Here is a 13254-nt window from a genome sequence, read left to right as displayed (position 1 = left end):
TGCGGTTCTGGGGCGGGCGGCAAGTTATTATATTGGTCTTATCTCAAGCGTGTTTCGCATGTCCTTTCTGAAGAAATGCGTCGTGGCGGCGGTGCTCGCCGCGATGCTCGCGGCGGCCGTCGCGGGCGGCGTCTGGTGGTGGGCCAACCGCCCGATGCAATTGCCGGCGCCCGAACTCGACGTCACCATCAAGCCGCACAGCAGCCTGCGCAGCGTGAGCGCCCAGTTGAACCGCGGCGGCGTGCCCGTCGAGCCGGAGCTTTTCGTGCTGATGACGCGCGTGCTCGGCCTCTCCGCCCAGTTGAAGTCGGGCAACTATGCTTTCAAGGGCGGCGTCACGCCTTACGAAGTGCTGCAAAAAATCGCGCGCGGCGACGTGAACGAATACGTCGCGACCGTCATCGAAGGCTGGACGCTGCAGAAAATGCGCAGCGAGCTCGACGGCAATCCCGCGCTCAAACACGACACCGTGGGCATGACCGACATCGACCTGATGCGCGCGATCGGCGCGGCGGAAGTGGAGAAGGCATCGGCCGAGGGCCTGTTTTTTCCCGACACCTATCTCTTCGACAAAGGCACGAGCGATCTCGCCGTCTACAAGCGTGCGTACCGGCTGATGCAGGCGCGGCTCACCGAAGCGTGGAACACGCGCGCGCAGAATCTGCCTTACAAGACGCCGTATGAGGCGCTCATCATGGCGTCGATCGTCGAGAAGGAGACGGGGCGTCCGCAGGACCGGCCGCTCGTCGCGGCGGTGTTCGCGAACCGGCTGCGCATCGGCATGCCGCTTCAGACCGACCCGACCGTGATCTACGGGCTCGGCCCGGCCTATGGCGGGCGCCTGAAGAAAAAGGACCTGCAGACGGACACTCCGTACAATACCTACACGCGCATGGGCCTGCCGCCGACGCCGATCGCGCTGCCCGGCGTGGCCGCATTGAACGCCACGCTCAATCCGGCCGCGAGCAGCGCGCTGTATTTCGTGTCGCGCGGCGACGGCAGCAGCATCTTTTCCGACAATCTGGGCGACCACAACAAGGCCGTCGACAAATACATCCGGGGTCAATGAATGGCGCGCGGCAAGTTCATCACGTTCGAAGGCATCGACGGCGCGGGCAAGACCACGCATCTGGACTGGTTCCGCCAGCAACTCGCGGCGAAGCTCGAACCGGCCGGGCATGATGTCGTGACGACGCGCGAACCGGGCGGCACGCCGCTCGGCGAGACGCTGCGCGGCATCCTGCTGAATCAGCCGATGGATCTCGAAACCGAAGCGCTGCTGATGTTCGCCGCGCGCCGCGAGCATCTGGCGCAGGTGATCGAACCGGCGCTTTCGCGCGGCGACTGGGTGCTGTCGGATCGTTTCACGGACGCGACTTTCGCGTATCAGGGCGGCGGGCGCGGCCTGCCGCGCGATAAGCTGGAAGCGCTGGAGCGCTGGGTGCAGGGCGGTTTCCAGCCGGATCTCACCGTGCTGTTCGACGTGCCGCCCGACACCGCGAGCGAACGCCGTTCGGCCGCGCGCGCACCGGACAAGTTCGAAAGCGAATCGGAAGCGTTTTTCGAGCGCACGCGCAGCGAATATTTGCGCCGCGCCGAGGAATCGCCGCAGCGTTTTTTCATCGTCGATTCGACAAGGCCCATCGACGATATCCGCAAAAAACTTGCGGAACTGGTCGCAAGCCTCTGATTTCAAATAGAAACGAATCGATGATCTATTCCTGGCAAACCGACGATTGGCAGCGTCTCCAGCAATTGCGCGCGCATTGGCCGCATGCGCTGTTGCTGCACGGAGAAGCCGGCATCGGCAAGCTGCAGTTCGCGCAGCATCTGGCGCAGGGGCTGCTGTGCGAGACGCCCGCCGCCAATGGCGAGCCGTGCGGCGCCTGTGCGGCGTGCCTGTGGTTTTCGCAGGGCAATCATCCCGATTACCGCGCCGTGCTGCCCGAAGCGCTCGCCGGCCTCGCCGCCGCTGGCGCTGACGCCGACTCATCCTCGGAAAAAGCCGACGGCGACGAGGGCAAGAAAACCCGCGCGCCCAGCAAGGAAATCAAGATCGAGCAGGTGCGCGGGCTGCTCGATTTCTGCGGCGTCGGCTCGCATCGCGGCGGGATGCGCGTCGTGCTGCTGTATCCGGCGGAGGCGCTCAACGTCGCGGCGGCCAATGCGCTTCTCAAGACGCTCGAGGAGCCGCCCGCGGGCGTCGTGTTCCTGCTGGTGTCGGCGCGCGTCGACCGGCTGTTGCCGACGATCATCAGCCGCTGCCGTCAATGGCCGATGAGCGTGCCGCAGCCGAAAGACGCGAGCGCGTGGCTGGCGTCGCAAGGTGTCGACGATCCGGCGGGCCTGCTCGCGCAGGCGGGCGGCGCGCCGCTTGCTGCACTCGCGCTGGCGAACGACGAGAACCGCGCGCTGCGCGATTTCACGCTCGCGCAACTCGCCGCCGGGCCGAACTGCGACGCCTTCGCGTGCGGCGAAAATCTCCAGAAACTGCCGGTGCCGCTCGTGCTCGGCTGGCTGCAGCGCTGGCTCTACGATGTGCTCGCGCAGCGCACGGCGGGCCGTCCGCGTTACTTTCCCGGCGCGGCGAAGGCGCTCACCCGTTGCGCGCAGAGCGCGGACCCCGCGGCGCTCGCGCGCTACATGAAAGCGGTCACGCGGCAGCGCGCGGTGGAAAACCATCCGCTGAATGCGCGCCTCGTGTTCGAGGAACTGTTCATCGGCTACCGCGGGATCTATTGCGCCGCCTGACGTACCGCAAGACATGCATTAAGGAGCACCGGATGTTCGTCGATTCACACTGTCACATCAACTTCGAAGGGCTCGCCGACCGTTTGCCCGACGTGCTCGACAAGATGCGCGCGCACGCGGTCACGCATGCGCTGTGCGTGTCCGTCGACCTGGAAACGCTGCCCTCGGTGCTCCAGATCGCGGAAAAGCACGAGAACGTGTATGCGTCAGTCGGCGTGCATCCGGATCACGAGGACATGCGCGAGCCGAGCGTCGCGGAACTCGTCGAGCTGGCGAAGCATCCGAAGGTGTGCGCGATCGGCGAAACCGGGCTCGACTACTATCGTCTGGAAGGGCGCAGCATCGCCGACATGGAATGGCAACGCGAACGCTTTCGCACGCACATACGCGCCGCGCATATCGCTGGCAAGCCGCTCATCGTCCACACGCGCTCGTCGTCGGAAGACACGCTGCGCATCATGGAGGAGGAGCGCGCGGGCGTGCCGGGCGGCGTGATGCACTGCTTCACCGAGCCGTGGGACGTCGCGGAGAAGGCGCTCGCTCAGAATTTCCATATCTCGCTGTCGGGCATCGTCACGTTCAAGAATGCGAAGGATGTGCACGAGGTCGCGTGCCGCGTGCCGATCGAGCGGCTGCTAATCGAAACCGATTCGCCCTATCTCGCGCCGGTGCCGTATCGCGGCAAGCCGAATGAACCTGCTTACGTCAGCTATGTCGGACGTTTCATCGCGCAGTTGCGCGAAGAGCCGGAAGAAGCTGTCGCCGAGGCGACCACCGAGAATTTTTTCCGGCTCTTCAAGATCGCGCGGCCGGCGTGATGTTCGTCCCGGGCGGTCGGCCCGCTCACGAGAAAACTGTTTCAAGGCAATCCGAAGGTCACTTATGAACAATTCCCCGATGGTTTCCACTCTGTCCGTGGCGAGCGCGCCAAACGTTTCACATGCGCGCGATGTCTTTCCTTCGCGTCCTGCACGTAAGGCCGTGCGCGGCCTTGTCGCCGGCGCGCTGCTCGCGGCGTGCGCGATCGCGCAGCCGGTCTGGGCGGCGTCCGTGGACTCGCTCATCAAGGCCGTCAAGTTCGACGACATATCGGCGGTCAAGAAGCAGCTCGCGCAGGGCGCGGACCCGAATACCGTCGACAACACCGGCACGCCGATCATCGTGATCGCGGCGCGCGAGAAGTCCGACAAGGTCGGTCAACTGCTCGCCGACAATCCGAAGATCGATCTGGAAAAGACCGATGCCGCCGGCGAAAACGCGATGATGCTCGCCGCGCTCAACGGCGACGCCACGTTCGTGAATCTGCTGATCGCGAAGGATGCCGAAGTGAACAAGAAGGGCTGGACGCCGCTGCACTACGCGGCGACCAACGGCCATGACGATATCGTGAAGATTCTGGTCGACCATTCGGCCTACATCGACGCGGGCTCGCCGAACGGCACCACGCCGCTGATGATGGCCGCGCGCGGCAACCATCTTTCGACCTGCAAGCTGCTGCTCGACGAAGGCGCGGATCTGCGCGTGAAGAATCAGCTCGGCATGACGGCGGTGGATTTCGCCCGCAAGTACGAAGCGAGAGACGTCGCCGAAGGTCTGCAGGCGCGTCTGGATTCGATGCCGAGCGGCGGCAGCGCACCGCAAAGCGGCTCAAACGGTGCAAAATAGCGCAGCGCGATTTTGAGGCGCGGCGAGGGCGGTCAGGCGCGGCCGCTGTTCGTTCCGCCCGCGTGCGCTCAAATTAAGCCGCCGCTCAACATAAAAGGAAGATCATGCTGCGGGAATTCGTCATCGCCTGTGCTCTCGCGACGCCCCTGTGCGCGTTTGCGTTCACCGGCAACGACCTGAACAAGCTCTGCACCAAAACGGACCCGAACTCACGGACCGCCTGCGCGGCCTATATCGAAGGCGCGGCGGACGGCATCTACAATACGATCGAGGCGATCGGCGGAACCTCCGGGCCGCAGATCGGCCAGTACTTCTGCCTGCCCGCGGACGTGAAGCCGCAGCAGCTCACGGACGCGGTGCGCAAGTACATCGCCAATAATCCCGACAAGGCCGATTTCAACGCGACCACGATGGTCTCGCTCGGCCTCGGCAAGGCGTTTCCCTGCAAGGCGGAGCGCTGAACGCGCGCTGAGCGCGTCATTGCCTCGGGGCGCCGCCGCGCGTCCTGGCGTCACGCCTGGCTGACACAAAGATGACGATTGCCGCGCCCGGACGGCCATCGCCGCAGCGCTGGCTGCATCCGCATCCGCGCGATGCGACCGCCGTATCCACCTCGACGCTGCATTCCTTCACGAGGCCGATCCCGCGACGCTCATGCTTTCACTCGATCATGTCCTGGCCCTGGCAGAACGGCCGCTCGGCACCTGGCCCGGCGCGTTCGTCGTCGCGATCATCGCGGTGGCGGTCGCGCTCGGCGTGCATCGCATCGGCTCGCGCATCCTGACGCGCATCGCGCGGCCGTATCCGCTGATGAGCGTCGTGCTGCGGTACATCGACACGCCCGCGCTCGTCCTGCTCGTCATCCTCGGAATCGGCTTCATGATCTTCGAGGCGCCCGATGCGCTCCCGTTCATCAGCGTGCTGCGCGATGTCGAAACCGTCGCGCTGATCGGCGCGCTCACGTTCCTCGCGGTGCGCTCGGCGGGCGCGGTGGGCGAGGCGATCGTTCAGTCGCATCCGCTCGACACCGACGACAATCTCAACGCGCGCCGCATTCACACGCAGGCGCGCGTGCTCGCGCGCTCGGTGATGGTCGTGATCGTCATCATCGGTTTCGGCGGGGCGCTGATGGCATTTCCGAGCGTGCGGCAGATCGGCGCGAGCCTGCTGGCTTCGGCGGGCGTCGCGGGACTGGTCGCCGGTATCGCGGCGCGGCCGGTGCTCGGCAATCTGATCGCTGGTTTGCAGATCGCGCTGTCGCAGCCGATTCGCCTCGACGATGTCGTCGTCATTCAGGGCGAATGGGGGCGCGTCGAGGAAATCACGGGCACGTATGTGTCGATCCGCATCTGGGATCAGCGGCGGCTCATCGTGCCGTTGCAGTGGTTCATCGAAAATCCGTTCACCAACTGGACGCGCAACAGCTCGCAGATCATCGGCACGGTGTTTCTGTATGTCGATTACCGCATGCCGGTTGCGCCGCTGCGCGAAGAACTGGAGCGCATTCTCGCGCACGCGCCTGAATGGGACGGCCGCGTGCAGGTGCTGCAAGTCACTGACGCCACCGATCGCGCCGTGCAGCTTCGAGTGCTCGTCAGCTCATTCGATTCGGCGCTCAACTGGGATTTGCGCTGCCGTGTGCGCGAAGGGCTCGTGAATTTCGTGCAGGCCGCGTATCCGCATTTCCTGCCGCGTGCTCGCGCGGATTTGTCGACCGGCAAGGACAGCCACGTCGATTTCGCGCCGCCGCTCGAACGCGCGGTCACATCGCAACCCGGAAGCACGGCGAACACGCCCGCCGATCCCGTCGCGAGCCGCGGCGAGCCGGGCGGCCCGGACCCGCGCGCGCATGCGGCGGCGTCGACCGGAAGAACGTGAAACCCGCGAGGAGGTTTCAGGTCGAAAATTTGCGGATTATTCTTAAAGCGTAGTGTTCGAAGAGGAAGAGGAACCCCCATGAGCCGTCTCGTCGTCGTATCCAACCGGGTCGCCACGCCGACCGAAACCAAGGGCTCCGCGGGCGGGCTCGCCGTCGGCGTCTTCGGCGCGCTGAAGGACAGCGGCGGTGTCTGGTTCGGCTGGAGCGGGGATGTTGTCAGCGAGACCGTCGCGAATCAGGGGCCCAAGCTCGAACAGGACGGCGCCGTGACCTTCGCGACCGTCGGCCTGCCGAAGAAGGATTACGACCAGTATTACCGCGGCTTCTCCAACGCGATGCTGTGGCCGGTCTTTCACTATCGCAACGATCTCGCCGTCTACGATCGCGACGAATACGCCGGCTACCGGCGCGTCAACGCGTGGCTCGCCCACAAGCTCATCAAGCTGCTCGAACCCGGCGACATCATCTGGGTGCACGACTATCACATGATTCCGTTCGCCGAGGCATTGCGTGGCGCGGGCATTACGAATCGCATCGGGTTTTTTCTGCACATTCCGTTTCCGTCGCCGCAAATTCTCTTGAACATTCCGCCGCACGAGGAACTGGTCAAGTCGCTGTGCTGCTACGACGTCGTGGGATTTCAGACGGAAAGCGACCGCGTCGCGTTTCACGATTACATCATCCGCCACGCGCACGGCACCGCGACGCCCGACGGCCACGTCGAAGCCTTCGGCAGAAAGCTCAGGACCAACGTGTACCGCATCGGCGTGTTTCCGGACGAGATCGCCGAGCAGGCCGAGCGCGGCGAAGCGCGTCAGGACGTGATGGATCTGAAGCAGAGCCTGGAGGGGCGCAAGCTCATCATGAGCGTGGACCGGCTCGATTATTCGAAGGGGCTCGTCGAGCGCTTCCGCGCGTTCGAGCATTTTCTGGAGAAGTCGCCGGAGTGGCGCGGCAACGTCACGCTCGTGCAGATTGCGCCGCCGACGCGTTCGGATGTCGAAACCTATCAGCAGATTCGGCAGAACCTGGAGTACGAGGCCGGGCGCATCAACGGGCGCTACTCGGGGCTGGATTACACGCCGATTCGCTATCTCAATCAGCGTTACGACCGATGGAAGCTGATGTCGCTCTTTCGCGAATCGCAGATCGGCCTCGTCACGCCGTTGCGCGACGGCATGAATCTCGTCGCGAAGGAATATGTCGCCGCGCAGAATCCGGGCGATCCCGGTGTTCTCGTGCTCTCGCAGTTCGCGGGCGCCGCCGACGAAATGACCGGCGCGGTGATGGTCAATCCTCACGATATCGTCGGCACCAGCGAGGCGATCGGTCGCGCGCTCGCGATGCCGCTCGCCGAGCGCAAGCAGCGCCACGAGACCAACATGATCGCGCTGCGCAAGCACGACCTGGGCGTGTGGCGCGACAACTTTCTCGCCGATCTGCGCGGCGATTCCGAAGCGTAACCGTCTCGCGAAACGAATGTTTCGCCTTTGTAACAGAGCGATGGAAGTGCAAAAAGCCGCTGGATCGGCTGCGCAGGTACTCGATAATCCGCTCACCGCGCTGACGAGTTCGCGGCGATTTCGCGGCGCACGGCAGCCATTGGCGGCGAGCGCGAGAGGGAATAACGCGTAAGGGCAAACCTCGTTGGCCGACCTTACGGCCCGCTGTCATACTCGGATGCTGCGCCGCGGCGCACGTCAATATTCGCAAGGAGACGAGAACGATGAGAATTGCCCAGATTGCTCCGCTGACGGAATCGGTGCCGCCGAAGCTCTATGGCGGCACCGAGCGCGTCGTGTCGTACCTCACCGAAGCGCTCGTCGAGCTCGGGCATGAGGTCACGCTCTTCGCGACCGGCGATTCACAAACCAGCGCCAACCTGGAAGCCGTCTGGCCGCGCGCGCTGCGCCTCGACCCGGCGATCCGCGACCGCATCGCCCCGCACATGCTGCTGATGGAGCTCGTGCGGCGCCGCGCGGAGGAGTTCGACGTCCTGCATTTCCACATGGACTACTACTCGTTCTCGCTCTTCAAGCGCCAGGACACGCCGTTCATCACGACGATGCACGGACGCCTCGATCTTCCCGAACAGCAACCGGTCTTCGATACCTTCAACACCGCGCCCGTCGTTTCGATTTCGGATTCGCAACGGCATCCGTTGCCGCAGGCGAAGTGGGTCAGCACGGTCTATCACGGCCTGCCGGAGACGCTTTACACGCCGCAGCCGGTGGAGCCGAAGTATCTCGCGTTCCTGGGGCGCATCTCGCCGGAAAAACGTGTGGATACGGCGATTCGCATCGCGGGCCGCTGCGGCCTGCCGATCAAGATCGCGGCCAAGGTCGATTTCGCCGATCACGAATACTTCGAGCGCGAGATCGCGCCGTTGCTCGAGTTGCCGTATGTCGACTATGTCGGTGAGATCAACGACAGCCAGAAGGCCGAGTTTCTGTCAGGCGCGCATGCGCTCATTTTCCCGATCGACTGGCCGGAGCCCTTCGGCCTCGTGATGATCGAAGCGATGGCGTGCGGCACGCCCGTCATCGCATTCAATCGCGGCTCGGTGCCGGAAGTGGTGGATGAGGGCGTGTCGGGCTTCATCGTCGAGGATGAGATCGGCGCGGTGGCCGCCGTGAATCGTCTGCACACGCTGCCCCGTGAGCGCGTGAGGAAGCGCTTCGAGGAGCGCTTCACGTCGCATCGCATGGCGCGCCAGTATCTCGAGGCGTATCAGGCCGTGGTGCGCGCGCAAAAGCGTGCGCGCTTCAAGGTGATCGATCGCGCAACGTCGACCTGAGCTCGCGAAAAACCAGAAAAAAACCGCCGTGTGACGCGACCCGAAGGTCGCGTCACACGGCGGTCATGCGTTGCCGCCGCGTTGCCGCGGAATCGAAGGACGCGCTCTCAGTACTTGATGCGCGATACCTTCGTGCCTTGCAACGAGACGTCGGCCATGAGACCGGCGTTGGTCAGCACGATGGCTTCGACTGGCTTCGTCGCCGTGGTCGTGTCGATCACGCCGTTCGCGCCCATCTTCACGAGCGCCACCGATGCATCGGCGCCTGCCGACCAGCCGTCGGAATTGCGGAATTTGTCGAGCGCGTCTTGCGTCATGAACAGGAAGATCAGCGACTTCGACTGCGCGCCCGCCTGCAGGCCGAACGAGCCGGAGGTGGTGCTGTAATAGCCGACGGTGCTGCCGCCGACACGCAGCGCGCCCTTGCCGTACTGCGCACCGACGATGAAACCTGCCTGGATGACCGACGGGAACACCAGCACGCCGCGCGATTTCGCGACCAGCTCGCGCGAGCCGCCCACGGTGGCGTAGAGACGCTGGATGGTGCTGTCGACGTCGGCGTCGATGGCGCGGCGGTCATCGGCCGCGCCGGCGGCTGCTTCGGCGCCGGTGTTCTTGTTTGCCGTGCAGCCGGCAAGCGCGAGGCCTCCCAGCGCCAGAACGGCGGTTGACTTGAGCATGAAGTTTCGTCTTTGCATCATTGTTCTCCATCGTGGAATTTAGGAAACCCCATAGAGCGGGAGGGTGAGGCACGCAAAGTTATAGCACAGCAACGTTAAACGCGAGCCACGCCCTGACGCCCGAAGCCTTGTCACGCTTGAGTTTTCAGGCTCTGCAACATTTCGGGTGGGATCAAAGTCTGTCCTAGCTTACTCCGAACCTGGCCCCATCACCCCGAGGTGAGACGGTAAATTACACAAAACTTTCGACCCAGGCCTCATCTCCCCTATCAGGGTAGACGAAGCTTCGCCAAACCGGAACGGAATCGGCGTTTTCGTCCGAAGCGTGACCGGTAGGGAAGCACAATTTTCGTAACGTCGAGGTCGAACGTTTCGCAAAAGCCGCAACTGCAAGTAGCAACGACCGTACCCGGCCATCGCTCACGAATGAGTCGTCGTTTTTACTTTCGTGGGAGGAGACGACGGCGCGGAGGACGGCGCGGAGGACGGCGCGACCGGCGAGCGCCGCAGCGCGCGCCTGACGCCGCCGATCAGCATGCCGAGCACGAGCAGGAATGCGGCGGGCACGACCCAGTAGCCAACGAACGCATGCCACAGGTAATCCGCGAGCGTCGCCTTGCGATGGGCGTATTCATCGAGCGCTTCCTGATGCTTCGTGGCGTTGGCCGCGAGGACATCAGCGGGGCAGCCGGAGGCGCTTGCTTCGTCGGGCGCGCCGTGGCAGCGCGCGGCGGCGCCGGCCGCGCGTTGCCCGTCGGTCAGGTCCCACGTGGAGAGCGACTTCTGGAGATCGACCTTGTTGTATGCCATCTCCTCGCGTACTTCGTTCACTGCAACGATCAGCACCGGCACGAACCAGAACGTGATGATCATCAGCCACCGCCTGAACCAGCGGTTTTTATGTCTCCATGCCATCCACTGCCTCCATGCGCGGCGTATAGCCTCGCTCGAAACAACGGCGGCCGATGGCGAATTGACTTGTATTGATGAGGGGCCGCCTTCGCGCCATCTTATGAGAAAAAGACGACGGTGCGAATCAATTGCTTGGGTGCGGTGCAATAAACACCGGCAGACAGCGTAAATACGACAGGGACACTACGACAGGAACGCCGCGCGCGACGGCGCGGCGTGACGGCTGGAACGCGCCGGTGCGATAAGCAATCAGCCCTTGTTGCTGAGACAGCTCTTCATGAACGCCTTGCGGTCGTCGCCTTTCTTGTCGGTCGCCTGCTGGTTGCACGCGGTCATCTTCTGCTGCTGCGTCATCGGCGCGGAAGCGGCGGCGGGCGCGGCGGACAGACAGCTTTTCATGAACGCCTTGCGATCGTCGCCTTTCTTGTCGCCCGCCTGCTTGTTGCAGTCGGTCATCTTGCTTTGCTGGCTGTTCGCGGCGAAGGCTGCATTCGCGCCGAGCGACAGGCTCAGCACGGCGATGAGGGCGGTGGCTCGAATGGTCATGTGACGCTCCCTGATTTGAATGGCGGTTGTTTTTTCGACGGCGCGTGTCCGCTGCGGCATGCCGCCCGCGCATTATGGCAAACCCAACATGAACGGTGTGCGGCGTAGGGTGAAATCGGGAGGCGGCGGGAATGCTGCTTGCAACAAGCTTTCATCGCCGGTGTTCGTGGCGATTTCGCCGTGCGAGGCGATCCGCACGATGCAGGCCGCCGACGTATGATCGTGCGGTGCAGGTCCAACGCAAAGGAGACGGTTCATGTCTACGCCGCTGTCCGACCATTACAAAGGCTTCGAAATCAGGGTGCAGGCATTGCGGCGCGCGAAGGAGCGCGACGAGCCGGACGACGGTCCGCGCCACTTCGACATCGTGGTGACCATCGTGAGAAGCGCGCATGGCGAGAGCGGCCGCCCCGTCATGTTCGGCGTGCCCGATCAGGAACCGTTCGAAAGCCCGATCGATGCGACGCGCGCGGGCATCGACTACGCGCGCGACATCATCGACAACAAGGTGGAAGGGCAGTCGGTCGAAGACCTCTGATTCCGGCAGACACTTTGCGCTGCGTCCCAATGACTTGATGCCGTCGCATGCCCGTCCGGCGGCGATTTGGCATTTGGCGTACACGTTAGCCCGATTGACCTTGCGCGCCGCTCCATTGAGAATCGACGGCGGGCAAACGTTCAAATCGCGCCCGAAAGGGCGATCGAAGGCTTATGGCGCGTGACCAGGCGAAGGCGTGCGGCGTGACAGGCGTGGGCTTTTCGCTTCCCTCGAGCGCCCGGCGCGAATCGACACGCGTTGCTCGCGTTCGCTGCATCTCGCAAGACCACACAAACCAGAACAAAGCATCGGAGATCCGCATGAATCGAACCATTCGCCGACGCGTCCTTTCGGCCGCCGTCGCGCTCGCCGCTTGCGCCGCACTGCCGCTCGCGTCGTCATCCGCTTTCGCGCAAACGCCGGCCAAGCCGAAAGTCGCGCTCGTCATGAAGTCGCTTGCCAACGAGTTCTTCCTGACGATGGAAAACGGCGCGAAGGAGTATCAGTCGCACAACGCCAGCCAGTTCGACCTGATCACCAACGGCATCAAGGACGAGACCGATACGGCCGCGCAGATCCGCATCGTCGAGCAGATGATCGTCTCGAAGGTCGACGCGCTCATCATCGCGCCGGCGGATTCCAAGGCGCTCGTGCCGGTGATCAAGAAGGCGGCGGACGCGGGCATCATCGTCGTGAACATCGACAACCGGCTCGATACCGACGTGCTCAAGTCCAAGGATCTGAACGTGCCGTTCGTCGGACCGGACAACAAGAAGGGCGCGCGCAAGGTGGGCGACTATCTCGCGCCGCGTCTGAAGAAAGGCGATGAAGTCGCGATCATCGAAGGCGTGACGACCACCACGAACTCGCAGGCGCGCAGCGCGGGCTTCAAGGAAGCGATGGACGCCGCCGGCATGAAGGTCGTCGCGCTGCAGTCCGGCGAATGGGAAATCGACAAGGGCAACGCGGTCGCGTCGCAGATCCTGAACGCGAATCCGAACGTGAAGGCGCTCCTCGCCGACAACGACAACATGGCGATCGGCGCCGTGTCGGCGATTCGCGCGGCCGGCAAACAGGGCAAGGTGCAGGTCGTCGGCTTCGACAACATCGGCGCGATCAAGCCGATGCTCAAGGACGGCCGCGTGCTCGCAACCGCCGACCAGTACGCGGCGAAGCAGGCGGTGTTCGGCATCGACGTGGCGCTGAAGGCGATCGCGGGCCACAAGAAGCAGTCGGAGCTGTCGCAGGTGGTCGAAACGCCTGTCGATCTCGTGACCAAGTAAGCGCGGCGCGGGGCGGCGTCTTCCGGAGCCGTCTCGCGCCTCCAGGACAAGTAAAGACAAGCCTCAAGTTCGCCTCCGACGTGCCGATAAGATGCTGACGAGCGCGAAAGACAGACCTTGGGAAAACGTTCGCGCGATGGCTTCGAAACCGCACGACGAAGCCATGCGCGACCACCTGCGGGGACACCGAGCGAGGATGCACA

At 63.9% G+C, this 13254-nt stretch carries 15 protein-coding genes; 11 read left to right on the top strand and 4 right to left on the bottom strand.

The window, feature by feature from the left end; all coding sequences use genetic code 11:
- Positions 1 to 58: 58 nt before the first annotated feature.
- The 9 genes from mltG to AWB75_RS23505 all read left to right on the top strand — a co-directional run bounded on the left by mltG (position 59) and on the right by AWB75_RS23505 (position 9092).
- Complete coding sequence (gene mltG, locus AWB75_RS23545; protein WP_061126456.1) at positions 59 to 1069, top strand: endolytic transglycosylase MltG; 1011 nt, start codon at positions 59 to 61, stop codon at positions 1067 to 1069.
- Positions 1070 to 1690, top strand: a complete 621-nt coding sequence (gene tmk / locus AWB75_RS23540; RefSeq protein WP_061126455.1) for a dTMP kinase — start codon at positions 1070 to 1072, stop codon at positions 1688 to 1690. It begins immediately after the preceding gene.
- A 20-nt stretch (positions 1691 to 1710) separates the two neighbouring features.
- Positions 1711 to 2751, top strand: a complete 1041-nt coding sequence (locus tag AWB75_RS23535) for a DNA polymerase III subunit delta' (protein WP_061126454.1) — start codon at positions 1711 to 1713, stop codon at positions 2749 to 2751.
- A gap of 32 nt (positions 2752 to 2783) precedes the next feature.
- Positions 2784 to 3569 (top strand): TatD family hydrolase, encoded by a 786-nt coding sequence (locus AWB75_RS23530; RefSeq protein WP_061126453.1) that lies wholly within the window; start codon positions 2784 to 2786, stop codon positions 3567 to 3569.
- A 79-nt stretch (positions 3570 to 3648) separates the two neighbouring features.
- A complete protein-coding gene (locus AWB75_RS23525; protein WP_061126452.1) occupies positions 3649 to 4416 on the top strand; it encodes an ankyrin repeat domain-containing protein in 768 nt (255 codons plus the stop codon).
- A gap of 104 nt (positions 4417 to 4520) precedes the next feature.
- Positions 4521 to 4877 carry a Rap1a/Tai family immunity protein gene (locus AWB75_RS23520; protein ID WP_061126451.1) on the top strand — a complete coding sequence of 119 codons (357 nt, stop codon included), beginning with the start codon at positions 4521 to 4523 and terminating at the stop codon, positions 4875 to 4877.
- A gap of 193 nt (positions 4878 to 5070) precedes the next feature.
- Positions 5071 to 6294 carry a mechanosensitive ion channel family protein gene (locus AWB75_RS23515; RefSeq protein WP_061126450.1) on the top strand — a complete coding sequence of 408 codons (1224 nt, stop codon included), beginning with the start codon at positions 5071 to 5073 and terminating at the stop codon, positions 6292 to 6294.
- Between the two features lie 78 nt (positions 6295 to 6372).
- Entirely contained in the window at positions 6373 to 7758 is a 1386-nt protein-coding gene (gene otsA / locus AWB75_RS23510) for an alpha,alpha-trehalose-phosphate synthase (UDP-forming) (protein WP_061126449.1), read from the top strand.
- Between the two features lie 263 nt (positions 7759 to 8021).
- On the top strand, positions 8022 to 9092 hold the full coding sequence (locus AWB75_RS23505) for a glycosyltransferase family 4 protein (RefSeq protein ID WP_061126448.1): 1071 nt from the start codon (positions 8022 to 8024) through the stop codon (positions 9090 to 9092).
- Positions 9093 to 9199: 107 nt separating this feature from the next.
- Here AWB75_RS23505 and AWB75_RS23500 read toward each other — a convergent pair whose 3' ends face one another.
- From AWB75_RS23500 to AWB75_RS37170, 4 genes are all read right to left on the bottom strand, one after another.
- A complete protein-coding gene (locus AWB75_RS23500; RefSeq protein ID WP_061126498.1) occupies positions 9200 to 9790 on the bottom strand; it encodes a BPSL1445 family SYLF domain-containing lipoprotein in 591 nt (196 codons plus the stop codon).
- 402 nt (positions 9791 to 10192) lie between these two features.
- The gene (locus AWB75_RS23495; RefSeq protein ID WP_061126447.1) at positions 10193 to 10687 is read right to left on the bottom strand and encodes a hypothetical protein; all 495 of its coding nucleotides are present in this window, start codon (positions 10685 to 10687) and stop codon (positions 10193 to 10195) included.
- Between the two features lie 246 nt (positions 10688 to 10933).
- Entirely contained in the window at positions 10934 to 11230 is a 297-nt protein-coding gene (locus tag AWB75_RS23490; protein ID WP_061126446.1) for a PsiF family protein, read from the bottom strand.
- A 72-nt stretch (positions 11231 to 11302) separates the two neighbouring features.
- Positions 11303 to 11488, bottom strand: coding sequence for a hypothetical protein (locus AWB75_RS37170; protein WP_143746479.1), 186 nt, complete (start codon positions 11486 to 11488; stop codon positions 11303 to 11305).
- On the opposite strand from AWB75_RS37170, the gene AWB75_RS23480 reads away from it, so the two are divergent.
- Positions 11487 to 11768, top strand: coding sequence for a hypothetical protein (locus AWB75_RS23480; RefSeq protein ID WP_061126444.1), 282 nt, complete (start codon positions 11487 to 11489; stop codon positions 11766 to 11768). The genes AWB75_RS37170 and AWB75_RS23480 overlap by 2 nt on opposite strands.
- 320 nt (positions 11769 to 12088) lie before the next feature.
- Positions 12089 to 13051 carry a sugar ABC transporter substrate-binding protein gene (locus AWB75_RS23475; protein WP_061126497.1) on the top strand — a complete coding sequence of 321 codons (963 nt, stop codon included), beginning with the start codon at positions 12089 to 12091 and terminating at the stop codon, positions 13049 to 13051.
- Positions 13052 to 13254: the final 203 nt, after the last annotated feature.

The sequence above is a fragment of the Caballeronia catudaia genome (assembly GCF_001544755.2).
GTDB lineage: Bacteria > Pseudomonadota > Gammaproteobacteria > Burkholderiales > Burkholderiaceae > Caballeronia > Caballeronia catudaia.
Note: the sequence above shows the minus strand (reverse complement) of the source record. Positions and strands in the feature narration are given on the sequence as shown.

Coding starts and splice junctions, on each gene's coding strand:
- mltG (WP_061126456.1), top strand. CDS start 59: ATGTCCTTTCTGAAGAAATGCGTCGTGGCGGCGGTGCTCGCCGCGATG.
- tmk (WP_061126455.1), top strand. CDS start 1,070: ATGGCGCGCGGCAAGTTCATCACGTTCGAAGGCATCGACGGCGCGGGC.
- AWB75_RS23535 (WP_061126454.1), top strand. CDS start 1,711: ATGATCTATTCCTGGCAAACCGACGATTGGCAGCGTCTCCAGCAATTG.
- AWB75_RS23530 (WP_061126453.1), top strand. CDS start 2,784: ATGTTCGTCGATTCACACTGTCACATCAACTTCGAAGGGCTCGCCGAC.
- AWB75_RS23525 (WP_061126452.1), top strand. CDS start 3,649: ATGGTTTCCACTCTGTCCGTGGCGAGCGCGCCAAACGTTTCACATGCG.
- AWB75_RS23520 (WP_061126451.1), top strand. CDS start 4,521: ATGCTGCGGGAATTCGTCATCGCCTGTGCTCTCGCGACGCCCCTGTGC.
- AWB75_RS23515 (WP_061126450.1), top strand. CDS start 5,071: ATGCTTTCACTCGATCATGTCCTGGCCCTGGCAGAACGGCCGCTCGGC.
- otsA (WP_061126449.1), top strand. CDS start 6,373: ATGAGCCGTCTCGTCGTCGTATCCAACCGGGTCGCCACGCCGACCGAA.
- AWB75_RS23505 (WP_061126448.1), top strand. CDS start 8,022: ATGAGAATTGCCCAGATTGCTCCGCTGACGGAATCGGTGCCGCCGAAG.
- AWB75_RS23500 (WP_061126498.1), bottom strand. CDS start 9,790: ATGCAAAGACGAAACTTCATGCTCAAGTCAACCGCCGTTCTGGCGCTG.
- AWB75_RS23495 (WP_061126447.1), bottom strand. CDS start 10,687: ATGGCATGGAGACATAAAAACCGCTGGTTCAGGCGGTGGCTGATGATC.
- AWB75_RS23490 (WP_061126446.1), bottom strand. CDS start 11,230: ATGACCATTCGAGCCACCGCCCTCATCGCCGTGCTGAGCCTGTCGCTC.
- AWB75_RS23480 (WP_061126444.1), top strand. CDS start 11,487: ATGTCTACGCCGCTGTCCGACCATTACAAAGGCTTCGAAATCAGGGTG.
- AWB75_RS37170 (WP_143746479.1), bottom strand. CDS start 11,488: ATGAACCGTCTCCTTTGCGTTGGACCTGCACCGCACGATCATACGTCG.
- AWB75_RS23475 (WP_061126497.1), top strand. CDS start 12,089: ATGAATCGAACCATTCGCCGACGCGTCCTTTCGGCCGCCGTCGCGCTC.